The organism is Roseovarius atlanticus (genome assembly GCF_019802205.1).
Classification (GTDB): domain Bacteria; phylum Pseudomonadota; class Alphaproteobacteria; order Rhodobacterales; family Rhodobacteraceae; genus Roseovarius; species Roseovarius atlanticus_A.
This window is the reverse complement of record NZ_JAHVHQ010000004.1, coordinates 636,703-658,246: the sequence shown is the minus strand read 5'-3', so window position 1 is coordinate 658,246 and position 21,544 is coordinate 636,703. Positions and strand designations below refer to the sequence as shown.

The 21,544-nt window shown below is 66.4% G+C and carries 24 protein-coding genes; 13 read left to right on the top strand and 11 right to left on the bottom strand.

Annotated features, from left to right (window positions below):
- Positions 1 to 164 precede the first annotated feature (164 nt).
- Positions 165 to 671, top strand: a complete 507-nt coding sequence (locus tag KUV49_RS19905) for a hypothetical protein (RefSeq protein ID WP_222452645.1) — start codon at positions 165 to 167, stop codon at positions 669 to 671.
- Positions 672 to 844: 173 nt separating this feature from the next.
- Positions 845 to 1,495 (top strand): PAQR family membrane homeostasis protein TrhA, encoded by a 651-nt coding sequence (gene trhA / locus KUV49_RS19900; RefSeq protein WP_261391618.1) that lies wholly within the window; start codon positions 845 to 847, stop codon positions 1,493 to 1,495.
- A gap of 23 nt (positions 1,496 to 1,518) precedes the next feature.
- Here trhA and KUV49_RS19895 read toward each other — a convergent pair whose 3' ends face one another.
- The 3 genes from KUV49_RS19895 to KUV49_RS19885 all read right to left on the bottom strand — a co-directional run bounded on the left by KUV49_RS19895 (position 1,519) and on the right by KUV49_RS19885 (position 2,977).
- Entirely contained in the window at positions 1,519 to 1,785 is a 267-nt protein-coding gene (locus tag KUV49_RS19895) for a DUF6455 family protein (RefSeq protein WP_152493491.1), read from the bottom strand.
- Positions 1,786 to 1,897: 112 nt separating this feature from the next.
- Positions 1,898 to 2,257 (bottom strand): YigZ family protein, encoded by a 360-nt coding sequence (locus tag KUV49_RS19890; protein WP_222452643.1) that lies wholly within the window; start codon positions 2,255 to 2,257, stop codon positions 1,898 to 1,900.
- 9 nt (positions 2,258 to 2,266) lie between these two features.
- Complete coding sequence (locus tag KUV49_RS19885) at positions 2,267 to 2,977, bottom strand: M48 family metalloprotease (protein ID WP_222452642.1); 711 nt, start codon at positions 2,975 to 2,977, stop codon at positions 2,267 to 2,269.
- Between the two features lie 128 nt (positions 2,978 to 3,105).
- On the opposite strand from KUV49_RS19885, the gene KUV49_RS19880 reads away from it, so the two are divergent.
- From KUV49_RS19880 to KUV49_RS19870, 3 genes are all read left to right on the top strand, one after another.
- Positions 3,106 to 3,345: a hypothetical protein gene (locus KUV49_RS19880; protein WP_152493494.1), complete on the top strand. Its 240-nt coding sequence runs from the start codon at positions 3,106 to 3,108 to the stop codon at positions 3,343 to 3,345.
- Positions 3,346 to 3,482: 137 nt separating this feature from the next.
- Complete coding sequence (locus tag KUV49_RS19875; RefSeq protein WP_222452641.1) at positions 3,483 to 4,061, top strand: nitroreductase family protein; 579 nt, start codon at positions 3,483 to 3,485, stop codon at positions 4,059 to 4,061.
- Positions 4,058 to 4,753 carry an EI24 domain-containing protein gene (locus tag KUV49_RS19870; protein WP_222452640.1) on the top strand — a complete coding sequence of 232 codons (696 nt, stop codon included), beginning with the start codon at positions 4,058 to 4,060 and terminating at the stop codon, positions 4,751 to 4,753. The genes KUV49_RS19875 and KUV49_RS19870 overlap by 4 nt, the downstream gene beginning before the upstream one ends.
- Before the next feature lie 12 nt (positions 4,754 to 4,765).
- On the opposite strand, the gene KUV49_RS19865 is transcribed toward KUV49_RS19870, so the two are convergent.
- From KUV49_RS19865 to KUV49_RS19855, 3 genes are all read right to left on the bottom strand, one after another.
- Positions 4,766 to 7,837: an efflux RND transporter permease subunit gene (locus KUV49_RS19865; RefSeq protein WP_222452639.1), complete on the bottom strand. Its 3,072-nt coding sequence runs from the start codon at positions 7,835 to 7,837 to the stop codon at positions 4,766 to 4,768.
- Complete coding sequence (locus KUV49_RS19860; RefSeq protein ID WP_222452638.1) at positions 7,834 to 8,949, bottom strand: efflux RND transporter periplasmic adaptor subunit; 1,116 nt, start codon at positions 8,947 to 8,949, stop codon at positions 7,834 to 7,836. Before KUV49_RS19860 ends, KUV49_RS19865 begins: the two co-directional genes overlap by 4 nt.
- A 223-nt stretch (positions 8,950 to 9,172) precedes the next feature.
- On the bottom strand, positions 9,173 to 9,796 hold the full coding sequence (locus tag KUV49_RS19855; RefSeq protein WP_222452637.1) for a helix-turn-helix domain-containing protein: 624 nt from the start codon (positions 9,794 to 9,796) through the stop codon (positions 9,173 to 9,175).
- 67 nt (positions 9,797 to 9,863) lie between these two features.
- On the opposite strand from KUV49_RS19855, the gene KUV49_RS19850 reads away from it, so the two are divergent.
- The 6 genes from KUV49_RS19850 to KUV49_RS19825 all read left to right on the top strand — a co-directional run bounded on the left by KUV49_RS19850 (position 9,864) and on the right by KUV49_RS19825 (position 16,938).
- Positions 9,864 to 11,390: a class I adenylate-forming enzyme family protein gene (locus KUV49_RS19850; protein ID WP_222452636.1), complete on the top strand. Its 1,527-nt coding sequence runs from the start codon at positions 9,864 to 9,866 to the stop codon at positions 11,388 to 11,390.
- A complete protein-coding gene (locus KUV49_RS19845; RefSeq protein ID WP_222452635.1) occupies positions 11,377 to 12,033 on the top strand; it encodes a DsbA family oxidoreductase in 657 nt (218 codons plus the stop codon). Before KUV49_RS19850 ends, KUV49_RS19845 begins: the two co-directional genes overlap by 14 nt.
- Before the next feature lie 104 nt (positions 12,034 to 12,137).
- Positions 12,138 to 12,506, top strand: coding sequence for a potassium channel family protein (locus tag KUV49_RS19840; RefSeq protein WP_222452634.1), 369 nt, complete (start codon positions 12,138 to 12,140; stop codon positions 12,504 to 12,506).
- A 79-nt stretch (positions 12,507 to 12,585) separates the two neighbouring features.
- Positions 12,586 to 13,824 carry a multidrug effflux MFS transporter gene (locus KUV49_RS19835; RefSeq protein WP_222452633.1) on the top strand — a complete coding sequence of 413 codons (1,239 nt, stop codon included), beginning with the start codon at positions 12,586 to 12,588 and terminating at the stop codon, positions 13,822 to 13,824.
- Positions 13,825 to 13,939: 115 nt separating this feature from the next.
- Positions 13,940 to 16,147, top strand: coding sequence for an NADP-dependent isocitrate dehydrogenase (locus tag KUV49_RS19830; protein WP_222452632.1), 2,208 nt, complete (start codon positions 13,940 to 13,942; stop codon positions 16,145 to 16,147).
- Between the two features lie 176 nt (positions 16,148 to 16,323).
- Positions 16,324 to 16,938, top strand: coding sequence for a YitT family protein (locus KUV49_RS19825; protein ID WP_222452938.1), 615 nt, complete (start codon positions 16,324 to 16,326; stop codon positions 16,936 to 16,938).
- Positions 16,939 to 17,093: 155 nt separating this feature from the next.
- Here KUV49_RS19825 and KUV49_RS19820 read toward each other — a convergent pair whose 3' ends face one another.
- Positions 17,094 to 17,330 carry a DUF6356 family protein gene (locus tag KUV49_RS19820; protein WP_315899574.1) on the bottom strand — a complete coding sequence of 79 codons (237 nt, stop codon included), beginning with the start codon at positions 17,328 to 17,330 and terminating at the stop codon, positions 17,094 to 17,096.
- 84 nt (positions 17,331 to 17,414) lie between these two features.
- Between KUV49_RS19820 and KUV49_RS19815 the strand changes: the two genes are divergently transcribed.
- Positions 17,415 to 17,873: an Lrp/AsnC family transcriptional regulator gene (locus KUV49_RS19815; RefSeq protein WP_222452631.1), complete on the top strand. Its 459-nt coding sequence runs from the start codon at positions 17,415 to 17,417 to the stop codon at positions 17,871 to 17,873.
- Here the strand turns inward: KUV49_RS19815 and KUV49_RS19810 are convergent.
- Positions 17,870 to 18,148: a DUF1467 family protein gene (locus KUV49_RS19810; RefSeq protein WP_222452630.1), complete on the bottom strand. Its 279-nt coding sequence runs from the start codon at positions 18,146 to 18,148 to the stop codon at positions 17,870 to 17,872. The genes KUV49_RS19815 and KUV49_RS19810 overlap by 4 nt on opposite strands.
- The gene (mce, locus tag KUV49_RS19805; protein WP_057795072.1) at positions 18,148 to 18,552 is read right to left on the bottom strand and encodes a methylmalonyl-CoA epimerase; all 405 of its coding nucleotides are present in this window, start codon (positions 18,550 to 18,552) and stop codon (positions 18,148 to 18,150) included. The genes KUV49_RS19810 and mce overlap by 1 nt, the downstream gene beginning before the upstream one ends.
- Positions 18,553 to 18,761: 209 nt before the next feature.
- Here mce and KUV49_RS19800 point away from each other — a divergent pair, with 209 nt between their 5' ends.
- On the top strand, positions 18,762 to 19,478 hold the full coding sequence (locus tag KUV49_RS19800; protein WP_222452629.1) for a response regulator: 717 nt from the start codon (positions 18,762 to 18,764) through the stop codon (positions 19,476 to 19,478).
- 56 nt (positions 19,479 to 19,534) lie between these two features.
- Here KUV49_RS19800 and KUV49_RS19795 read toward each other — a convergent pair whose 3' ends face one another.
- Positions 19,535 to 20,254 (bottom strand): GNAT family N-acetyltransferase, encoded by a 720-nt coding sequence (locus KUV49_RS19795; protein ID WP_222452628.1) that lies wholly within the window; start codon positions 20,252 to 20,254, stop codon positions 19,535 to 19,537.
- A 61-nt stretch (positions 20,255 to 20,315) separates the two neighbouring features.
- Positions 20,316 to 21,539, bottom strand: coding sequence for a DUF1501 domain-containing protein (locus KUV49_RS19790; protein WP_222452627.1), 1,224 nt, complete (start codon positions 21,537 to 21,539; stop codon positions 20,316 to 20,318).
- Positions 21,540 to 21,544: the final 5 nt, after the last annotated feature.

The window sequence follows — 21,544 nt, the reverse complement described above, 5'->3', positions numbered from 1 at the left end:
GTTTCCACCCGGGGATGACGCCCCCGTGAAATTCTGAAATATTTCAACATTCACAGATATTTACACCAATCCGTGCGCTCACGGGCCTGTCAGTTGATTGTCACATCGGTCCGCCGCAGCTTGGCCGCACCAACGCAACCCACACCTGACAAGGACCCCCGACCATGACCTCCCTCACCACCGAGACCCCCCGCACCCTGCCCGCCATTTCCGTCGACACGGCGCTGCTCATCCTGCTCTCCGGCGCCGCCGGCACCGTGGCCTTCGACCTCTTCGGCCAGGCACTTTCACCGATCCTCGGCTTTGCCAACCTCGCCCCCGTGGGCCTTGCCCGCAGCCTGCTGGGTTCGCTGGGCCTGCCCAATGCCGCGCCTTACGGCCACCTGATGCACCTCTTCTTCGTGGGCCTCCTGGCCTATCCCATCGGCTGGCTCTTCATCGCGCGCCCGGCGCTGGCCCGCATCCTTCCCGGTCTTCACTGGCTTCCTGCCTCGGCGCTCTACGGCGCGGCGCTCTGGGTCTTCGCCATCGGCGGCATCACCAGCATCGCCGGCCTGCCTTTCTTCCTGAACTTCACCGGCATCACCTGGGTGGCGCTGGTGGGCCACGTGATCTACGGCATTGCCGCAGCGTCAACCGCGGCCTATCTCGCGCGGCTTCAAGCCCGCTAACCCTTTGCGAAAAAAGCAAACAAGGGCCCGGCCGGGCCTTTGTTTCCATTTTGATTACGATGTTGTCACATAATTTTTGAACGAAGACCCCTGAAACTGAAACATAATCGAGACATCTCAGTGTCATGTTCGACACGAAACCGCAGGACACCCACAGGCCAAAGGACCGCGACATGTCCTACCCACGTTATACACGCGCCGAACGGATCGCCGATGGCACCGTCCATGTGCTCGGGGTTGGCAGCGCGCTGGTCGCATTCGCGATCCTGATCACCGCCAATGCCGGGCACCTGCCCGCGGGGCCGATGACCGCGGCCGTCGTCTACGGGCTCGCCATGATCCTGATGCTTTCGGCCTCGGCGGCCTATCACCTGGCCGCGCACACGTCCCTGCGCCCGGTTCTGCGCCGGATCGACCATGCCGCCATCTACGTCAAGATCGCGGGCACGATCACGCCGCTTGCCGTGCTGCTGAACACGCCTTTCGCCTATACCGTGCTGACGCTGGTGTGGTTCCTCGCGCTTTCGGGCGCGGTGCGGAAACTTCTGGCCGCGCGCGGAAAGATGAGCACGCACTGGCTGCCGCAGGTGGCGCTCGGCTGGCTGGGCCTGATCATCATCGTCCCGCTCTGGCCGTCACTGCCGGCCGACAGCCTGACACTGATCTTCGCGGGCGGCATCATCTATTCCGGCGCGGTCGTCTTCTATTGCTGGGACACGCTGAAATTCAGCAACGCCATCTGGCACGCCTGCGTCCTGATCGCCACCGCCTGCTGCTTTCTCGGGATCTCCGGCGCCATGGCAAAGAGCATCGCACCGCTCTAGCGCAGCGCCACAGCCGCGACGGCTCAGACCCGCAATCCCGCCTTCAGCGCGGCGAAAACCTCGCCGTTGCGGCACATGATCGGGGTCGCGTCCACCGGGGCCGTCTGCGCCGCCATCCAGGCCTCGCAGCCATCCGGATCGGAACAGCCCGTACACCGCAGAACCGCGTCGCACAGCGTTTCGGGATCCAGCTGACCGGCATAGACCTCTTCTTCCAGGTCCAGTCCCAGCGTACCGGCCATGCGGTCCACAAGCTCGGTATGACGTCTGATCGTTTTCGTCTGCGGCATGGCGCTCTCCTGTCGCGTGGGCGCCACCTTCCCTGCCGGCGTCATTGCCGCGTGTCGGGGCACCCTTGCCGCCGACACTGACCCAGCCCGCCCGAGTGCGCCTTGATCTGCATCAAGACTGTTCGAGCGCCTCCATGTACGTGCTGACACAATCCTGCACGTGCCGAAACCTGTCACCGCCCAGGTGCTTTCCGCCAAACCAGCGCGTGACCACGATCACGTGCTCGCGCAGGTCGGCCCGTTCCAGCATCCGCACGATCACCATGCCGGCCCCGGCCTCGCCATCGTCGGATTTCAGCGCGGTGCCATCGGCGTCCAGCATCGCCCAAGTGTTGTGCGTGGCCTTGGCGAATTTCTTGTCGCGCTTCAGTTCCTTGAGAAACGCGTCCACCGCCGCACGGTCCCGCGCCACGCCGCCCGACACGGCGTATTTCGACCCCCGGTCGGAAATCACGCCGGTCAGTTGCAGCATGTCACCCCGTCAGAGTTGCGAGTTCACGCGGCGCACGGTCTCGATCCGCTGCGCGTTGGGCGGGTGCGAGCCCAGGAAACGATTGCCCGGATCGGGAATGCGGGTGAAATACTCCGCACCGCGCACCGGGTTGTAGCCCGATTTCCTGGCGATGATCGTGCCCAGCGCATCGGCCTCCAGCTCGAACTCCTTGGAATAGCTGCGCGCGCCCACGGAAGCGCCCACATTGGTGGCTGCGTCCACCGTGCCCGTGCCGGCGCCAGCCAGCGTCGCCAGCCCACCCAGCAGGATGGCGCCCGCCGCGGCGCTCTGCTGCTGGCGCGGAATGTGCCGCCGGATATGGTGCGACGCCTCATGCGCAAAGATGAAGGCCAGTTCGTCCTCGTTGCGCACATCCGCGATCAGCGACGCGGTAAAGGCCAGGATCGGGCGCCCGCTGCGGTCCAGCGTCTGGAACGCGTTGGGCGGACGGCCCGGACGATCGTCCAGCACGACGTTGAAATCGCAGTTCACGTTGCCGCCGCGCGCCCGGCATTCGCGCTCGGCCACCGGCTCGACCCGCGCCACGACCTGCCGGAACCGCGACAGTTGCGCCCCCGAGGGCGCTTTGACCGATTGTTGCTGCTGGCCGGTCGGCCGGGGCTGCGGCGCGTCGCCGCCCGTGGTCGCGACCTCGCAACCCGCCAGGAAAACCGCACAAATCAGAACCTTCCACCGCATCTGTCTCACCTGCAATTGCTCTCGTTGCCCTAGTTTTAGCAGGCTTTGCGGCGAGGGCCAGTCCCCCTCGTGCGCACGCGCGATGCAAAGCCGATTGCGCTCGGGCAACCATGCGCTACTGTGGCCCCATGTTTTCGATAGAGCACGAATTCGACTCCACCGTTGTCACCCTCGTCGACGAGGGCAGTGTGCCCCTGCAGGAAGACATCACCATCAACGCGTTCGAGGAATGCGTGACCATCGAACAGCTTGATCCGCGCACCGACCGGGTACAGAAAGTGACGCTGTCCATGACCCAACTGCAGGATCTCGGCGCCGCATTGAACCTGCCCGAAGGGGTCTACAGCCTGTCGCGCGGGAAGAAATAGCCGGCCATTTCAGGCAGCGGTGCCGCGATGAAAGCCTCGCTATCGCATTGGCCTGACCGTCCCCGCCAAAAGGGTTGACGCCCGCACCGCGCCGCCCGACATATGCCCCAACAGATCAGACGCAACGAAAGCCCCCCATGCCCGATCCCAATCCTGCCGCGATGGAGTTCCTGCTGACGCGTCGCTCGCGCCCCGCCAAGACGCTGACCGGCCCGGCGCCCTCGCGGGATGAGCTGCTGCCGATCCTGCAGGCCGCCGCCCGCTCGCCCGATCACGGCAAGCTCGAGCCGTGGCGCTTCATCGTGCTGGATCGTGCCGCCATGCCCCGCCTTGCCGCCCTCGCCCGCGACCGCGGGGCCGCCCTGGGCAAGTCGGAAGAGGACATCGCCAAGGCCGCCAGGCAATACGAGGACGGCCAGCTTGCCGTCGCCGTGGTCGAGGTCCGCAAACCCTCCGACAAGATCCCCGCCATCGAACAGACCTATTCGGCCGGGGCCGTCTGCCTCGCGCTCCTGAACGCCGCTCTGGCCTCGGGCTGGGGCGCGAACTGGCTCACCGGCTGGGCCAGCCATGACCGGGACTTCGTGGCCCAGGGCCTCGGCCTTTCCGACAATGAAAGCGTCGCCGGCCTGGTCTTCCTCGGCACCGAAACCTCGGCCCCGCCGGACCGTCCGCGCCCGGATATCGACGCCATCACCACCTGGGTCACCGAATGATCTTCACCGCCTTCTTCAAGGCCCTGGGGCAGTTGGGCGATCCGCGCTTCCGCAAGGTTTTCTGGCTGGGCGTGGCGCTGTCGTTCCTGCTGCTCGTCGCCGTCACCGCCGCCTTCCTGATGTTCATCCAGTGGGCCACCGGCGACACCACGACCCTGCCCATCATCGGCGAGGTCAACTGGATCGACGACCTGCTCGGCTGGTCCGGCTTCTTCCTGATGCTGTTGATGTCGGTCTTCCTGATGGTGCCGGTGGCGTCGGCCATCACCTCGCTCTTCCTCGACACCGTCGCCCAGGCGGTCGAGGACCGGCACTATCCCAACCTGCCCACCGTCCCGCCGGTGCCCTTCTTCGACGGGCTGAAGGACAGCGTCAACTTCCTCGGCGTCATCATCGCGGCCAACCTCCTGGCCTTCATTCTCTACGCCCTCTTCCCGCCCGCCACCCCCTTCATCTTCTGGGGCGTGAACGGCTACCTGCTGGGAATGGAGTATTTTCAGCTGGCCGCCATGCGCCGCGTCGGCCGCGCCAACGCCAAGCTGCTGCGCAAGGAACATCGCGGCACGATCTGGGTGGCCGGCACCCTGATGGCCCTGCCCCTGTCGATCCCGCTGGTGAACCTCGTGATCCCGATCCTGGGCGCCGCGACTTTCACCCATATCTATCACCGCGTCGCAAAATCCTCTCCCTGAGGCGCCGGGCTGCTACTCCGCCGGCTGCGCGCCCACACCCTCGGGCGCATCCGCCGTTTCCCGGTCCTTCTGCAACAGATCGTACAGCACCGGCGTCAGGAACAAAGTCAGCACCGAGGCCGACATGAACCCGCCGATGATCACGATCCCGATGGAGAACCGGCTGGCCGCCCCCGCGCCCGTCGACAGCACCAGCGGCACCGCGCCCAGCACGGTCGACATCACCGTCATCAGGATGGGCCGCAGCCGCACCGCCGACGCCTCGATCACCGCGTCACGCACGTTGCGGCCCTCTTCGCGCAACTGGTTGGCGAATTCCACGATCAGGATGCCGTTCTTGGCCATCAGCCCGATCAGCATCACCATCCCTACCTGCGTGTAGATGTTGATCGCCTCGCCCAGCGCGAACAGCGTCAAGAGCGCCCCCGCCACGGCCAGCGGCACCGACAACAGGATCACCACCGGCTGAATGAAGCTCTCGAACTGCGCCGCCAGCACCAGGAACACGATCAACAGCGCCAGCGCGAATGTCAGCGCGATTCCCCCCGACGTCTCCTGGTAGCTTTCGGCCTGCCCGGAATAGCTGATCTGCATGGCCGACGGCATGTCCGCTGCAATCTCCTCGACCGTCGCGATGGCCGAGCCAAGGTCGACGCCCTCCGCCAGCGACGCGCTGATCTCGACAGAAGGCTGCCGGTTGTAGCGGTTGAAGGCCCTGACCGACGCGCGCCGCTCCAGCGTCACCAGCCCGTCCAGCGGCACCAGTTCGCCATTCCCGGCCCGCACGTTCACGCCCGTCAGATCCGCGATGTTGGTCCGCCGCGCGTCCGGCGCCTGCAGGATCACCGGGTATTGCCGGTCGCGCGAGATGAACTCCGTCACCTCCGCCGAGGCAAAGAACGTGCGCACCGCGTCCGAGATATCCCGCGCCTCGACCCCGATCTGGCGCGCCATGGCGCGGTTCACGCTGATATCGAACCCCGGCGTGTTGATCTCGTAATCCCGCCGCACCCCGGTCAGGTCCGGGCTGGCGCGCATCGCCTCTTCCATCTGGCGCGAGAACTCGGCGGCATCCTCGAAACTCGGCCCCGTCACGATCACTTCCAGCCCCGATCCGCTCCCGGCATCGAGGCCCGAAGGCGCGAAGGCACGCACGCTGGCGCGGGTAATCTTGGCGAACTCGGGCCGCAATTCGTTTAGAACATCGCGCGGCCCCATCTCGCGCTCGCCCCAGGGCGACATCACTGCCACCACGAAGGCGCGGCCCGCCTCGCCGTATTGGCCCACGATGGCGATGGTGTCCTCCACCACGCCCTCGTCTCGGTAAGGCGCGATCAGGTCCTCGACCTGGCTCACCGCAGTGTCGGTCAGCGGCAGGGCCGATCCCGGCGGCGCCTGGATCGAGACAAAGAATATCCCCCGGTCCGATGCCGGCGTCAGCTGCGACGGCAATTGCTGGTAGAGCGTCCAGGACATTCCCGTCAGCACCGCCGCCACGGCCAGCACCACCAGCGGCGCGTTTATCGCCCGCGTCAACAGCTTGCGATACCCCTCCGATGTGCTTTGCGTCACCCGCTTCACGGCCCGCGCGAACCAGCTGTCGTTCATGCCCTTCTTCAACAGCTTGCTGGCAATGACCGGGCACAGCGTCAGCGCCACGAAGGTCGACAGCGCAACGGCAATGGCCAGCGTCACCCCGAATTCCCGGAACAACTTGCCCAGTTCCCCCTCCAGCAGCGACAGCGGCACAAAGACCGAGATCAGCACCGCCGAGGTCGACACCACGGCAAAGAACACCTGGTTCGCGCCCGTGCGCGCAGCCTCCTTTGGGTCCTCGCCTTCCTCGACCTTGCGCTCGATATTCTCCAGTACCACGATGGCGTCATCGACCACCAGCCCGATGGCCAGGATCAGCGCGAAAAGCGTCAGGATGTTGATCGAAAACCCGGCCAGCGCGATCCCCGCACAGGCGCCCAACAGCGCGATGGGGATGGTCACGGCGGGTATCACTGTCGTGCGGATAGAGGTCAGGAACACGTAGATCACCGCCACCACGATCCCCACGGCGATGGCCAGCGTGGTCAAGACCTGCCGGATCGAATTCTCGATGAAATCCGCGTCGTCCGAGGTGATCTGCAATTCCGTGCCGCCCGGCAGGTCCGCCGCGATCCGCTCCACCTCCTCGCTGACCGCCGCCGAGATCGACAACGTGTTGGCCGAGGATTGCCGCAGTACGCCCAACCCCAGCGCCGTCTCGCCATTGGCGCGGAATTCGCTGTCGTCGCTTTCGACCCCCAGCTCGATCCGCGTCACGTCGCCCAAAAGGACGCGGCCATTCTCGTCCGAGCGCACGATCAGGTCCTCGAACGCCTCCACGCTCGACAGCCGTGTCTCGGTGCGCAACAGGTACGTCCGCGCCTCGTTCTCGATCGTCCCCGCCGGCAGTTCCAGGTTGTTGGCCCGCAACGCATCGGCAATCTCGTTCGCGGTCACGCCCCGCGCCGCCATCGCCTGCGGGTCCAGCCAGACCCGCATCGCATAGGCCCGGTCGCCGTAGATCTGCACCGCCGCCACGCCGCTCAGTGTTTCCAGCCGGTCGGTGATGAACCTGTCGGCATAATCCGTCAGTTCCGAGGCCGACAGGGTCTCGGACGTCAGGGTCATCCACAGGATGGGGTCGCCCTGGCTGTCGTTCTTTTCCACCTGAGGCTCTTCGGCCTCTTCGGGCAGGTCGCCCGCCACGCCCTCGACCGCCGCGCGCACATCCGCCGCCGCCTGGTCGATATCCCGGCCCTGGCGAAAGGTGATGACCGTGCGCAATCCGCCCAGCTCGGATTCGGTGTTCATGCTGTCGATGCCCGACACGGTCGACAACGCGCCTTCGATCACCGTGGCCAACTCGCTGTCCACCACGCCGGGACCGGCCCCGATATAGGGCACGCTGACCGTGACCTCCGCGGTGGTGGTGTCGGGCAATTCGCGCACCGGCATCCGGGTCAGCCCGGCAATGCCCACCACGATGATCAGGATCGACATGACCGTGGCCAGCACGGGCCGCTTGATGCACAGGTCGGGCAGAGTCATTGCGTGTTGGCCTCTGCGTCTCCCTGCGATGCGGCCTCGCCGCTTTCATCAACCTCCTCGACCACCTCGACCGAGGCCCCGTCCGTCAGGTTGTCCCAGCCCGCGACGACAACGCGGTCCTCAAGATCCAGCCCCTCGCGCACCTCCGTCATCGCGCCCAGCGACTGCCCCGGCTCGATCTCGGTGCGCACGGCGGCCCCGTCCGCGACGGTGTAGACATAGCTTGCCAGCCCCTCGCTGATGATCGCGTCATCGGCAATGGCCAACCCCTCGTAAGTGTCCAGCACAATCTCGGCATCGGCGAACATGCCGCCCACCAGCCGCCCATCGGCATTGTCGATCTCGGCCCGGATGTTGAAGCTGCGCGTCTCCAGGTTCACTTCCGGCGCGCGCACCGTCACTTCGCCCGCGAATTCAGCCTGCGGATAGGCCGGCGTATGCACGTTGACGGCCTGCCCCACCCCAATCCGGTCGAAATACCGCTCGGGCAGCGAGACCGTCAGTTCCATCGTCGAGATGTCCGACAACCGCGTCACGGCCATGCCCTCGCCCAGGAACGTGCCCGTGTCGATATCGATCAGGCCCAGCACCCCGTCGAACGGCGCCACCAGCGTGTGGTCCTCCAGGTCGGCGCGCGCCATCATCAGCGCAGCTTCCGCCCGGCGATAGGCCGCCCGCGCCTCTTCCAGACGCGCCTCGGCCGCGGCATTGCTGTCGGTCAATTCCTCGACCCGGCGAAATGCGTCCTCCGCCTCGGCAAAGGTCGCCTCGGCCTCGGCCAGCGCCGCGCGGGCCGCCCGGTCGTCGAGTTGCACGATAATCTCGCCCTCGGTGACCTCTTCGCCCGACGAAACCGGCACGCCCGTCACCCGCCCCGCCGCCGCCGGGACCAGCTCGACCGAGCGCACCGGAATCAGCGTCCCGACCCCGCTCACCCGGTCCTCGATCTGCCGCGTCTCGGGCCGAGTCAGCTCCACGCGCATGGCGGGCGGCGCCGACGCGGCCTCGCCCGATCCGCCCTGCGACAGGATCTCCTGCGTGCCCCAAAGCCCCGCGGCCGCACAGGCGGCCACGACGCAAAGGCCGATCAAGACCCTGAAAACCTTACTCAAATCAACCACCTCCAAACGGCCACACGCCGATACCGGGCACCGCGCCAAAGCACGGCACCGTCCGATCGGGTTAGTTTGCGGAAATAGGGCAGCCCGGCCCAAGGAACAGGCCACGGGTCACTCGGTCACGGGCGAATGCGGCCGCCATGGCATCACAAAACCGCGAGGTGTCGTCTTCGTAGGGTGGGCGAAAGCCCACGCGCCACCCCCAAGCGCGCCACGCTCACGCCAGCGACGTCACCCACAGGATCGTCGCATCCTCGTCGCTGACCGACACCACGTTATGGCCCATCGTGGCATCGTAATAGGCGCTGTCGCCCCGGCGCATCTCGATGGGTTCGTAGAACTCGGTGTAGAGCCGCACAACCCCGGTCAGGACGTACATGAACTCCTCGCCGTCATGACGCACCCAGCCGTCGAACTCCTCGACCGACCGGGCCCGGATGCGGGCGCGATAGGGCAGCATCCGCTTCTTCAGCAGCGCCTCGCCCAGCAGCTCATGCTCATAGGTCGTGGTGGCCTGCGCCGTGCCCTGCCCGGCCCGTGTCACCGCCATCCGCCCGCTCACCTGCTCGCGCTGCGGCGGCGTGAACAGCTGGGGAATGGAAATCTCCAACCCCACCGCCAGCTTTTTCAACGCCTCATAAGTCGGCGACATCACCCCGTTCTCGATCTTCGACAGGGTGGACCGCGCCAGCCCCGCCTGCCGCGCGGCCTGTTCCAGGGTCCAACCCCGCGACTTGCGCAATCCGCGCACCCGTTCGGCCAGGTTCAGCGGCTGGGCCGCTTCCTCTTCCCCGCTTTCGCGGGCCAGCCTGATAAGGCTCACGGGCGATCTGTCTTCCATGTCCTACGCTATACGCAGCGCCGCTGTGGCTTGCAACTTCGCCGTGGCGGTCCTAATCCTCCGCTCCATGCGCTCCCAGACCGACACCACCGCGTTTCCGCCCTGCCCCGCGCCGTTCAACCTCGCGGCCCATGTGCTGCGCCACGCGGACGACCTGCCCGACAAGGTGGCGCTCGCCATCCTCGGGCTCTCGGGGTCGGAACGCTACAGCTTCGCGCGCCTGAAATCCGCCGTCCTCGGTACCGGCGCGGGCCTGCTGGAACACGGCCTTAAACCCGGCGACCGTGTGCTCATGCGCCTCGGCAACACCGTCGACTTCCCCATCGCTTATCTCGGCGCCATCGCCGTTGGCCTCGTGCCGATCCCCACCTCCTCGCAACTGACCGAGCGCGAGGTCGCGGGCATCCTCAAGACCACGGAACCGAAAGTCATCCTGCGCGGCGAGGGAATTCCCTGCCCCGAGACGGATATCCCGGTCATCGGCACCGATGCCCTGCGCGCCATGCACGACAACGCCCCGGCCGCGTTCGACATGGGCGACCCGGACCGGCTGGCCTATATCATCTACACCTCCGGCACCTCCGGCACGCCGCGCGCGGTGATGCACGCCCACCGCGCGATCTGGGCGCGGCAGATGATGGTCGACGGCTGGTACGGCCTCACCGAACAGGACCGCCTGATGCACGCCGGCGCCTTCAACTGGACCTACACGCTCGGCACCGGCCTGATGGATCCGTGGACGGCAGGCGCCACCGCGCTGATCCCCGCCACCTCAGTCACGCCCGACCAACTGCCCCTGCTGATGAAACGCCACGACGCGACCATCTTCGCTGCCGCCCCCGGCGTCTTTCGCAAGTTCGTCACCCCCGGCAAAACGCTCGACCTGCCGAAACTCCGCCACGGCCTGACCGCCGGCGAAAAGCTCTCGGCCACCATCGACGCCCACTGGCGCGAAGCCACCGGCACGCCGCTTTTCGAGGCCTACGGCATGTCCGAATGCTCCACCTTCATCTCCGGCTGCCCCGCTCACCCCGCCGCGCCCGGCACGCTGGGCCGCCCCCAGCCAGGCCGCACCGTGGCGCTGATCGGCCCGGACGGCCCCGTCCCGGTGGGCGAGGAAGGCACCATCGCCATCCACCGTTCCGACCCCGGCCTGATGCTGGGCTACCTCAATGAACCCGACGAGACCGCTGCCCGCTTTCAGGGCGACTGGTTCCTCACCGGCGACCAGGGCGTGATGTCTCCCGAGGGCGACATCACCTACCTCGGCCGCTCCGACGACATGATGAACGCCGGCGGCTTCCGCGTGTCGCCGATGGAGGTCGAGGCGGTCCTGAACGCCCATCCCGACATCACCCAATCCGCCGTGACCGAGATCGAGGTCAAACAGGACGCCCGCCTCATCATGGCCTTCTACACCGCCCCCGCCCCGGTTGCCGAGGACGCGCTCAAGGCCTATGTCGATGACAACCTTGCCGCCTACAAGCGCCCCCGTGGCTTCTTCCACCTCGATGCGCTGCCCACGGGCGCCAACGGAAAACTCCTGCGCCGCGCCCTGCGGCCGATCTACAAGGACCTGCATGGTCAAGCTTGACATCGTCTCCGACCCGATCTGCCCGTGGTGCTATATCGGCAAGGCCTGCCTCGACAAGGCGCTGGCCGAACGCCCCGGCCACCCGTTCGAGATCGAATGGCACCCGTTCCAATTGAACCCCGACATGCCGCCCGAAGGCATGGACCGGCGTGCGTACCTGGAAGCCAAATTCGGCGGCAAGGAGGGTGCCGTGCAGGCCTATGCCCCCATCGCCGAACGGGCCGAGGCCGAGGGGCTGACGATCAATTTCGACAAGATCACCCGCACGCCCAACACCATGGACGCCCACCGGCTGATCCACTGGGCGGGCATCGAGGGCCGCCAGATGGCCGTCGCCATGTCGCTCTTCCGCGCCTATTTCGAGGACGGGCGCGATATCGGCGACCACGAGGTTCTGGGCGATATCGCCGACAGCGCCGAGATGGACGCCGCCGTGGTCCAGAAACTGCTCGCCTCCGACGCCGATATCGAGGGCATCGCCGGCCGCGACAAGGCGTTCCGCGAGATGGGCGTGACCGGCGTGCCCTGCTTCATCGTCGCGGGCAAGCACGCCGTGCCGGGCTGTCAGGCTCCCGAGCTCTGGATCAAGGTCATCGACGAGATCGTCGAGAATCTCGAAAGCGGCGAAGACACCGCCATCTGAGCGCACCCCGCCTGTGGCATGACGCCCGGCACCCGCCTGCCCCCTTGCCATCGACGCCGCATCCCTGTTCCTTTGGGGTCGGCGACACCGATACGAGGGCTGACATGCGCGGATTGCGACTTCTCCTGCTTCTCTCGACCCTGCCCGCCATCATCATCGGCGGCACCGTCTTCTTCCATCTGGTCGAAGGCTGGAGCTGGCTCGACAGCTATTTCTTCACCGTCATCACCCTGTCCACCGTCGGCTACGGCAGCCTGGTTCCGGCCACGGCGGCGGGAAAGATCGGCACGACGATCTTCATCTTCGTGGGCCTGGGCGTCTTCGCCATCGCCGTGCAACAGATCGGCGCCTTCGCCATGCGCAAGCGCGAGGAACACACCGAATGGCTGGTGGGCAAGCTGCATCACGGCCCGCCGCGTCCCTCGGACGAAGAAGGCGCGCAAGCCAATATCGACCGCCGGCCCGGCGACTGAGGCACCTGTGCGAAAACGGCGGGACTTCTGTGCAAATCCCGCTCTGGCGCACATCCCGGCGCCATGATAGCGCCCGTGCATGACCGCCCCCACCGACCATCCCGCCACTGCCACCACGCCCGTCATGGGGCGGGCCGAATTCGTGGCGCTCATGGCGATGCTGGTGGCCACGGTCGCCTATTCCATCGACGCCATGCTGCCCGCCATGCCCGCCATCGGAACCGAACTGTCGCCGGACGCGCCCAACCGCGCCCAGCTGGTGATCGGCAGCTTCGTGCTGGGCCTCGGCTTCGGCACGTTCTTCGTCGGCGCGCTGTCGGATGCCTACGGGCGCAAGCGGGTCATCACCTACGGCGCGGGCGTGTATTGCGCGGGCGCGCTGCTGGCCCTTCTGGCCCCCACGCTGGAAACCGTGCTGGCCGCCCGCGTGCTTCAGGGCCTCGGCGCAGCGTCTGCGCGGGTCGTCGCCATGGCCATCATCCGCGACCTCTACAAGGGCCGCGAAATGGCCCGGCTGATGAGCTTCATCATGCTGGTCTTCACCCTCGTTCCGGCCATCGCCCCCATGGCCGGCGCCGGCATCATCAGCCTCTTCGAATGGCGCGGCATCTTCATCTCCTTCCTCGTCTTCTCGGGGATCAGCGTGGTCTGGATGGCCACCCGCCTGGTCGAGCCGCTGCCGCTGGAGCGCCGCGCCTCCTTCCGCCCGAAAAAGCTGCTCGCCGCCGCCGCCGAGGTCTTCCGCTATCCCATGGTGCGCCTCTCGATGGCGGTGCAGACGCTATGTTTTGCCATGCTCTTTTCCTCGGTCAGTTCGATCCAGCAGATCATGGACGTGACCTATGACCGGGCCGAGGAATTCCCGTTCTGGTTCGCCGCCATCGCCGCCGTCGCGGCCTTGGGCAGCGTGGTGAACGCCGCCTTGGTGATGCGCCTGGGCATGCGCCGCCTGATCCAGATGGCCCTGATGATCGAGGCCGGGCTGACCCTCGTCGTGCTCGCCACCTTCCTCGCGGGTTTCGGCAGCTTCCCGGTCTATTTCGTCTGGCAGGTCACGGTGTTCTTCCAGATCGGCCTGACCCTTGGCAATCTCAACGCCCTGGCACTGGAACCCCTGGGCCATATCGCCGGCATGGCCGCGTCGATCACGGCGGGCCTGGCCACGGTAGGCTCCATCCTTCTGGCCGTCCCGGTGGGCCTCGCCTTCAACGGCACGCCCCTGCCCCTGCTGATCGGTGTCGCGAGTTTTGCCAGCCTCGCACTCCTGCTCACACAGTTCATGCGCAAGCTCGACCGAGAGCAGAGCCCGCCGCACTGAGCGCCCGGAATTTAATCGGTATACTGTCGCATACCGTCTGGTCAAAACCGCAATCATGGTCTATGACGCGCGCAAGACTCACGCTTTGTCATGTCCTGATCGAAAGGTATTTCCGATGGCCGACACCTCCACTCCCGATATCATCTACACCAAGGTCGACGAGGCCCCCGAACTGGCCAGCGCGTCCCTCCTGCCCATCATCCAAAGCTTCGCCACCGCCGCCGACATCACCGTCGGCACCCGCGACATCTCGCTGGCGGGCCGCATCCTCGCCACCTTCCCCGATCACCTGACCGAGGATCAGCGCGTCTCCGACGACCTCGCCGCCCTGGGCGAACTGGTCAAGCAACCCGGCGCCAACGTCATCAAGCTGCCCAACATCTCGGCCTCCGTGCCGCAGCTCGTCGCCGCCGTGCGCGAACTTCAGGGCCAGGGCTACGCCATCCCCGACTATCCCGAGACGCCGGAAACCGACGCGGAAAAAGAGGTCCGCGCCCGCTATGACGCGATCAAGGGCTCGGCCGTGAACCCGGTGCTGCGCGAAGGCAACTCCGACCGCCGCGCCGCCGCGCCGGTCAAGAAATACGCGCAGAACAACCCGCACCGCATGGGCGACTGGTCCTCGGACAGCAAGACGCGCGTCGCCTCGATGGAGTCGGGCGACTTCTTCTCGAACGAGACATCCGCCACGCTCGACGGCGCCGCCACCGCCAAGATCGTGCTGGAAGGCGCCAATGGCGAAACCGTCCTCAAGGACGGCGTCAGCTACCCCGCCGGCACCGTCGTCGACGCCACCTACATGAGCGCCGCCGCGCTGGATGCCTTCCTTGCCGACGAAATCAAGAAGACCAAGGACGAAGGCGTGCTCTTCTCGATCCACCTCAAGGCCACCATGATGAAGGTCTCCGACCCCATCATCTTCGGCCATGCCGTCAAGGAATGGCTGAAGCCGGTGTTCGAGAAATACGGCGACCGGATGAAGGAGCTGGGCGTCAACCCCGCCTCCGGCATGGGCGACCTGCTGGAACGGGTCAAGGACGACGCCGAAATCATGGCCGCCATCGAGGATTGCCGCGCGGCGCGCCCGCCGATGTACATGGTCGACAGCGACCGCGGCATCACCAACCTGCACGTGCCCTCCGACGTCATCATCGACGCCTCGATGCCCGCCCTCATCCGCTCGGGCGGCAAGGGCTGGGGCCCGGACAACAAGGAACACGATGCCGTCTGCGTCATCCCCGACAGCTCCTACGCGCCGGTCTATGACGAGAGCATCAAGTTCTTCAAGGAAAACGGAAAACTCGACCCGGCCACTGCCGGCACGGTGCAGAACCTGGGCCTCATGGCGCAAAAGGCCGAGGAATACGGCTCCCACCCCACCACGTTCGAGATCCCCGAGGACGGCACCGTCAAGATGATCCTCGAAGACGGCACCGTGCTGCATTCGCACGAGGTCAAGAAAGGCGACATCTGGCGCTCCGCCTCCGCCCGCAAGGCGCCCATCGAGGACTGGGTCAACCTCGCCATCGAACGGCAGAAGGCCACCGGCTACCGCGCGATCTTCTGGCTGGACGAGACCCGCGCCCACGATGCCGAGCTGATCTCATTCGTGAAGCCGATCCTCGAGTCCAAAGGCGTCGCCGACAAGTTCGAGATCATGGCCCCGCGCGAGGCCACCCGCGCGTCTTTGGAAACCATCACCAAGGGCGAAAACACCATCGCCATCACCGGCAACGTCCTGCGCGACTACCTCACCGACCTCTTCCCGATCCTCGAACTGGCCACCTCGGCCAAGATGCTGTCGATCGTGAAGCTGATGAATGGCGGCGGCCTCTTCGAGACCGGCGCCGGCGGCTCCGCGCCCAAGCACGTGCAGCAGTTGCAGTCGGAAAACCACCTGCGCTGGGACAGCCTTGGCGAATTCTGCGCCCTGGGCGAAAGCTTCAAGTTCCTGGGCGAGACCAAGGACAACGCCCGCGCCCGCATCCTCGGCGAAACCATCGAGGAAGCCACCCAGGGCATCCTCGACCACAACCGCTCGCCCTCGCGCAAGGTCGGCGAGCCCGACAACCGCGACAGCCACTACTGGTTCGCCCGCTACTGGGCCGAGGCGCTGGCCGCCCAATCCGACGACCCCAAGCTGGCCGAGGAATTCGCGCCCATGGCCAAGGCGCTGGCCGAGAACGAGGACCAGATCGTCTCGGAACTCGCCGCGGCCCAGGGCAGCCCGGCGGATACCGGCGGCTACTACCACCCCGACGAAGGCCGTCTCGCCGCTGTGATGCGCCCCAGCCCCACGCTGAACGGCATCATCGGCAAGTAACCGGCACCACAGCAGAAAATCCAGGCCGCCCCGGCGCGACACCGGGGCGGCTTTTTCATGCAAGACCTGTTCAACCTTTGAACGACACGCCACCAAATCGGGCAGCGGCCCGTCCAAGAAGGGCATGACGGCGGGCTGACATGGAAGTTACGGGGTGCCTGCCCTATCTCACCCGGATGGACAGCACCGACCCGCCCACAGTTCCGCACTCCCCGCTCGAAGACGCCCAAGGCATCGCGCTTGGCGTCATCCTCTGCGGGGTCGGCATCCACATCCTGACCACCGTGGGCCTCATCACCGGGCAGACCGCCGGCGTGGCGGTGATTCTCAGCTACCTCACCGGCTGGTCCTTCGGGGTGGTGTTCTTCCTCATCAACCTGCCCTTCTACGCGCTGGCCTATGGCAAGCTCGGGCTGGAATTCACCGTGAAGTCACTTGTCTCGGTCGGCCTGCTGTCCGTCGTCACCGACCTCCTGCCGCTCGGCTTCACCATCGACCACCTGCACCCCGCCCTCGGCGCGGTCATCTTCGGCGCGACCGTGGGCATGGGCCTTCTGGCCATGTTCCGGCACAAAAGCTCGCTCGGCGGGCTCGGCGTCGTGGCCTTCTGGGTGCAGGAGAAGACAGGCTTCCGCGCGGGCTACGTGCAGTTGATGACCGACGCGGTGATCTTCACCGTCGCCGCCCTCCTCTTCCCGCTCAGCGTGGTGGGCTGGTCGCTATTGGGCGCGCTTGTGCTCAACCTCGTGATCACCTTCAACCACAACCGCAAGCGCTACATCGCGAACTGACCCGCGCGACGCACGCCGACATGGGCGCGCGCGACCGTAGGGCGGGGTTTCACCCCGCCATGGCTTTCCCGATGCCGGAACAGACCTCGGCCTGCGCACCACATGGGTGGTCCTCGTAGGGTGGGTGAAAACCCACGCGCCTCCGGACCGGGGCCCTACGACCCACGCCCATGCGTCTTGGCGTACATCTCCGCGATCATCCGGCTGGCCGTCTTCTCGAACGCAAAGGGCAGCACCGCATGCACCAACGCGCAGAACCCGGCAGCAAATAGTTTAACACTGAACGATCCGGCGAACCGGGCATGTTCCACATAGGTTTCATCAACGCTATGGGGATGGGAAAGGAATAGACGCGCCAGCATGGAAGCCTCCTGTTGTTCAATTTCCAGCACCCTACCAGCACCCCGCCGAGACGTTTTCTCAATCTTTGACCAAATTGATTGTATATTGAGAAAATTTCCCACTATCACCTCAACATGTGGAAAATCGACGATCTCGACCGGAAAATCCTGCACGAACTGCAACGCGACGCATCCCTTGGCCTGGAAGAAATCGGCACCCGCGTCGGCCTCTCGCGCAACGCCTGCTGGCGCCGCATCAAGACGATGGAAGACGCCGGCATCATCCGCGCCCGCGTCACGCTCCTGGATGCCGCCAAGCTGAACCTCGGCCTCACCGTCTTCATCCAGGTCCGCGCCGCCCGGCATGACGCGCACTGGCTCGAAACCTTCGCCCGCGCCACCCGCGCCCTGCCGGAAATCCAGGGCGTCTACCGCATGACCGGCGATCTCGATTACCTGATCCGCGCCCGCGTGGCGGACATGGCCGATTACGACCGTCTCTACCAGACGCTTGTCGCCCGCGTACCGATGCGCGACGTCTCCGCCAGCTTCGTGATGGAGGAGATCAAGGACACCACGGCCCTGCCGCTTTAATTGCGGGCCCCCGACATGGTGCCGAAGAAATCGATGTCCTCCACCGTGATCACCCCACCCAGGATGATGTAGGCCGCAATCGCCCACAGCACGAAGGCCACGCCTGTCACGATGATGAACTTCTTGCGCAGGTGATGCTTCTCGGGCGAGCCTTTGTGCGTGCCATCCACGGTCGTGCCCGCCTCGCCCTGCGTCTGGATGCGGATCGGCAGGGCAATGAGGAACGTCATGAACCAGATCACCAGAAACAGAACGATACCCGACGCGATTCCCATCAGACCTGCTCCAGTTCCACGAGGCAGCCGTTGAAGTCCTTGGGATGCAGGAACAGCACCGGCTTGCCATGCGCGCCGATCTTGGGCTCGCCGCTGCCCAGCACACGCGCGCCGCTTTCCTTCAGGTGGTCGCGGGCGGCGATGATGTCCTCGACCTCGTAACAGACATGGTGAATGCCCCCCGCCGGGTTCTTTTCCAGGAACCCGTTGATCGGGCTGTCCTCGCCCAACGGATACAGCAGTTCGATCTTGGTGTTCGGCAACTCGATGAAGATCACGGTGACCCCGTGATCCGGCTCGTCCTGCGGCGCGCCCACATTGGCGCCCAGCGCATTGCGGTACTGGTCCGCCGCCGCCTCCAGGTCGGGCACGGCGATGGCCACGTGGTTCAGGCGTCCGATCATGGCGCACTCCCTTCGTCTGTCAGGTTCCGCGCATGTTATGGGCCTCTCGCGCCGCAGGGGCAAGCGACACGCCGACGCAACCCCGCGGTCCTTGCGCCCGTTTCGGCGAAATTTTTGCCGCATGCTTAACCCTTCGTTAGCCATGGCTGCTTAGCGTCGAGCCTGTTCGGGACCCGTTCCCGCATGTGCCACTCACCAGGAGCAGCCCCATGGACGACACTGACAGCCTGACCCTGACCAAGACACCCACCGCGCAACGCCCGCTTCTCGGCCTGACGATTCTCGTGGTCGAGGACAGCCGCTATGCCTGCGAGGCGATGCGCCTGATGTGCCTGCGCAGCGGCGCGCGGATCCGGCGGGCCGATTGCCTGCGCTCGGCGCGACGCCACCTGTCGGTCTATCGCCCCTCGGTCGTGATCGTCGACCTTGGCCTGCCCGACGGCTCTGGCCTCGACCTGATCGCAGAGCTTTCGTCGGCCATCCCGCGGGTCAGCGGCCTGCTCGCCCTCAGCGGCAACACCGCGCTGCACCAGGCGGCGATCAATGCCGGGGCCGATGGCTTTCTCGGAAAACCGCTGGACAGCCTCGGCGCGTTTCAGCAGGCGGTCCTCGGCGCGCTGCCCGACAGCTTCGGCCCGACCGGACCGCGCGAGGTTCCGCAGGTCACCATCGCCCCCGATCCGATGGCCTATCGTGACGACATGACACGCGTCGCCGACCTGCTGGAAGAGCGCCGCGACGGCTCGATGCTGGATTACGTGGCGCAATTCCTCGACGGTGTCGCACGCTGCGCCGACGACACGGCCCTTGCGGAGGCCGCCAGCGATCTTGCGGCGGCCCGGGCGCGCGGGCGCGTGACGCCCGAGACCGTTCCGGCGCTCATCGAGATGGTCAAGGCACGGCTGACCCGCAGCTTCGCCATCTGAAGCGTTCCGCGGGCAAGCTGCACATCAGGTCTATCGCGAAACGCGTCAGGCCTGGCCTACACGTTCTGCGCCGGGTCCGACGCCCGGCGCACCAGGCGGGTCAGGTCGGCCAGCCGCTCCTTCTGCCGGCCTTCCGCATCGAAGTTCTCCGGCGACAGCCAGAACTGGAAGGCTTCGTGCAGCGCCGGCCAATCCTTGTCGATCACCGCGAACCAGGCCGTGTCCCGGTTACGCCCCTTCACGACGGTCGCCTGCACGAACACCCCTTCAAAGCTGAAACCGAACCGCTGCGCCGCCCGCCTTGAGGGCGCGTTCAGCGCGTCGCATTTCCATTCGTACCGGCGATAGCCCGCGTCGAACGCCCATTGCATCATCAGGAACATCGCCTCGGTCGCCGCCCGGGTCCGCTGCATCCGGGGCGCCATCGCGATGAACCCCACCTCGATCGACCCCGACTCGGGCTTGATCCGCAGGTAGGACGCAAAGCCGCCATAGGCGCCGGCATCCTTGTCGTAGATCGCGTAGAAAAGGATCGTGTCCTTGGCCGTCTCGTCGCGCATCCACCGATGAAACTGCGCCGCCGAGGCGAACGGCCCCACCGGCATGTAATCCCATACCCAGTCATGCCCGTCGAACGCCTTGAACAGGATCGCCGCGTGCCGGTCGGCGTCCAGCGCCTCCAGCCGCACGTAACGTCCTTCCAGTGGCGTCATGTCCGGCGCGGGCGGCACCGTCCAATTCGGGATTTCGGGCCCAACCGGGCGCTTTTCGGTCATCGGCATATCGTCCTTTCGTGCGGACACTATGCAGACCCGGACCGAAGAGGAAAGCGAAAGCTTACAAGGTCAGTTTCGGATCGCTCCCCAGCTCCAGTCCCGGAAAGATCGTGCGCTCGATCACGCCGCGGTCCATGCCGAAGAGGTCCCGCATCGCCCAGCCCGCGAAGGCGCGCACGTCGCGCGTGGGCATCAGGTCACGCCGCTGGTACAGGTCCGGCTCGGACAGCCCCGGCCAGTCGGCCAGAACGCGCCCGCCGCGCACCGCGCCCCCGGCCAGCAGCATCGCCCCCGCGGTGCCGTGATCGGTGCCGCCGCTGCCGTTCCAACGCGCGGTCCGCCCGAACTCGGTCATCGCCAGCACCGCCGTCTTGTCCCAGACGTCGCCCAGTTCCTGCCGCAGGGTCAGAACCGCCTCCTGCAACGGGTCCAGCGCGCGCGGCAGCGTCCGGTCCTGCCGGGCATGCGTGTCGAACCCGTTGAGCGAAAAGGCGGCGATGCGGCTCTCCTGCCGCAACCGCTCGGCGGCAAAGCGCACGATGCTGCCGACGCGGTCGGCCTCCCGTGTCGGCTGCATGTTGTCCTGCATCGCATTCATCATCGCGCCGGCGTCCAGGTCCTCGCCGCCGGTCATCTCCATCACCTCGGCCCGCGACAGCGCGATCGCCTCGTCGATCGAGTCGCGAAAGAGCGGATCGTCATGCATCACCCGCTCCAGCAGGCGCTGCGCCTGCGGGCTCAGCGCCAGCGCCGCCTCGGGCGACCAGTTCGCCACGGGCGCATCCCCCGTCAGCAACAGCATGTCCTCGCGGCCCACCGCATAGGCCGTCTCGCTGGTGACGCCGGGCATGGCCTGCAGCATCCGGTTCAACCACCCGTCCCGGGCCTGGCCCGCCGCATCCGGCCCAGTCCCGGCTTCCAGGATGTCCTGCCCGTCGAAATGGCTCCGCTTGTCGCGGTACGGCGTCGACACCGCATGGGCAAAGCCCAGCTCCCCTTTCTCCCAGAGCGGCATCAGGCCCGACAGCGCCGGGTGCAGGCCGAAAAACCCGTCCAGGTCGGGGCCCGCCTCCGGGATGCCGTCGCGCAGCCCGGCAAAGCCGGGATCGCCCAGCGGGCGCACCGTATCCAGCCCGTCCATCGCGCCGCGCAGGATGATCACCACCAGCCGTGCATCCCACGGCCCGCTTGCCATCGTCACCGGCGTCACCAGGGGGCTGGCCGCCAGCGAACAGCCCAGCGCGAGGCTCCGGCTCATGAAGGCACGGCGTGAAGTGACTGTCATCGGCA

What these genes read in the sequence shown, in the direction of transcription:
- KUV49_RS19905 (WP_222452645.1), top strand. Translation starts at nt 165, where the DNA reads ATGACCTCCCTCACCACCGAGACCCCCCGCACCCTGCCCGCCATTTCC.
- trhA (WP_261391618.1), top strand. Translation starts at nt 845, where the DNA reads ATGTCCTACCCACGTTATACACGCGCCGAACGGATCGCCGATGGCACC.
- KUV49_RS19895 (WP_152493491.1), bottom strand. Translation starts at nt 1,785, where the DNA reads ATGCCGCAGACGAAAACGATCAGACGTCATACCGAGCTTGTGGACCGC.
- KUV49_RS19890 (WP_222452643.1), bottom strand. Translation starts at nt 2,257, where the DNA reads ATGCTGCAACTGACCGGCGTGATTTCCGACCGGGGGTCGAAATACGCC.
- KUV49_RS19885 (WP_222452642.1), bottom strand. Translation starts at nt 2,977, where the DNA reads ATGCGGTGGAAGGTTCTGATTTGTGCGGTTTTCCTGGCGGGTTGCGAG.
- KUV49_RS19880 (WP_152493494.1), top strand. Translation starts at nt 3,106, where the DNA reads ATGTTTTCGATAGAGCACGAATTCGACTCCACCGTTGTCACCCTCGTC.
- KUV49_RS19875 (WP_222452641.1), top strand. Translation starts at nt 3,483, where the DNA reads ATGCCCGATCCCAATCCTGCCGCGATGGAGTTCCTGCTGACGCGTCGC.
- KUV49_RS19870 (WP_222452640.1), top strand. Translation starts at nt 4,058, where the DNA reads ATGATCTTCACCGCCTTCTTCAAGGCCCTGGGGCAGTTGGGCGATCCG.
- KUV49_RS19865 (WP_222452639.1), bottom strand. Translation starts at nt 7,837, where the DNA reads ATGACTCTGCCCGACCTGTGCATCAAGCGGCCCGTGCTGGCCACGGTC.
- KUV49_RS19855 (WP_222452637.1), bottom strand. Translation starts at nt 9,796, where the DNA reads ATGGAAGACAGATCGCCCGTGAGCCTTATCAGGCTGGCCCGCGAAAGC.
- KUV49_RS19850 (WP_222452636.1), top strand. Translation starts at nt 9,864, where the DNA reads ATGCGCTCCCAGACCGACACCACCGCGTTTCCGCCCTGCCCCGCGCCG.
- KUV49_RS19845 (WP_222452635.1), top strand. Translation starts at nt 11,377, where the DNA reads ATGGTCAAGCTTGACATCGTCTCCGACCCGATCTGCCCGTGGTGCTAT.
- KUV49_RS19840 (WP_222452634.1), top strand. Translation starts at nt 12,138, where the DNA reads ATGCGCGGATTGCGACTTCTCCTGCTTCTCTCGACCCTGCCCGCCATC.
- KUV49_RS19835 (WP_222452633.1), top strand. Translation starts at nt 12,586, where the DNA reads ATGACCGCCCCCACCGACCATCCCGCCACTGCCACCACGCCCGTCATG.
- KUV49_RS19830 (WP_222452632.1), top strand. Translation starts at nt 13,940, where the DNA reads ATGGCCGACACCTCCACTCCCGATATCATCTACACCAAGGTCGACGAG.
- KUV49_RS19825 (WP_222452938.1), top strand. Translation starts at nt 16,324, where the DNA reads ATGGACAGCACCGACCCGCCCACAGTTCCGCACTCCCCGCTCGAAGAC.
- KUV49_RS19815 (WP_222452631.1), top strand. Translation starts at nt 17,415, where the DNA reads ATGTGGAAAATCGACGATCTCGACCGGAAAATCCTGCACGAACTGCAA.
- KUV49_RS19810 (WP_222452630.1), bottom strand. Translation starts at nt 18,148, where the DNA reads ATGGGAATCGCGTCGGGTATCGTTCTGTTTCTGGTGATCTGGTTCATG.
- mce (WP_057795072.1), bottom strand. Translation starts at nt 18,552, where the DNA reads ATGATCGGACGCCTGAACCACGTGGCCATCGCCGTGCCCGACCTGGAG.
- KUV49_RS19800 (WP_222452629.1), top strand. Translation starts at nt 18,762, where the DNA reads ATGGACGACACTGACAGCCTGACCCTGACCAAGACACCCACCGCGCAA.
- KUV49_RS19795 (WP_222452628.1), bottom strand. Translation starts at nt 20,254, where the DNA reads ATGACCGAAAAGCGCCCGGTTGGGCCCGAAATCCCGAATTGGACGGTG.
- KUV49_RS19790 (WP_222452627.1), bottom strand. Translation starts at nt 21,539, where the DNA reads ATGACAGTCACTTCACGCCGTGCCTTCATGAGCCGGAGCCTCGCGCTG.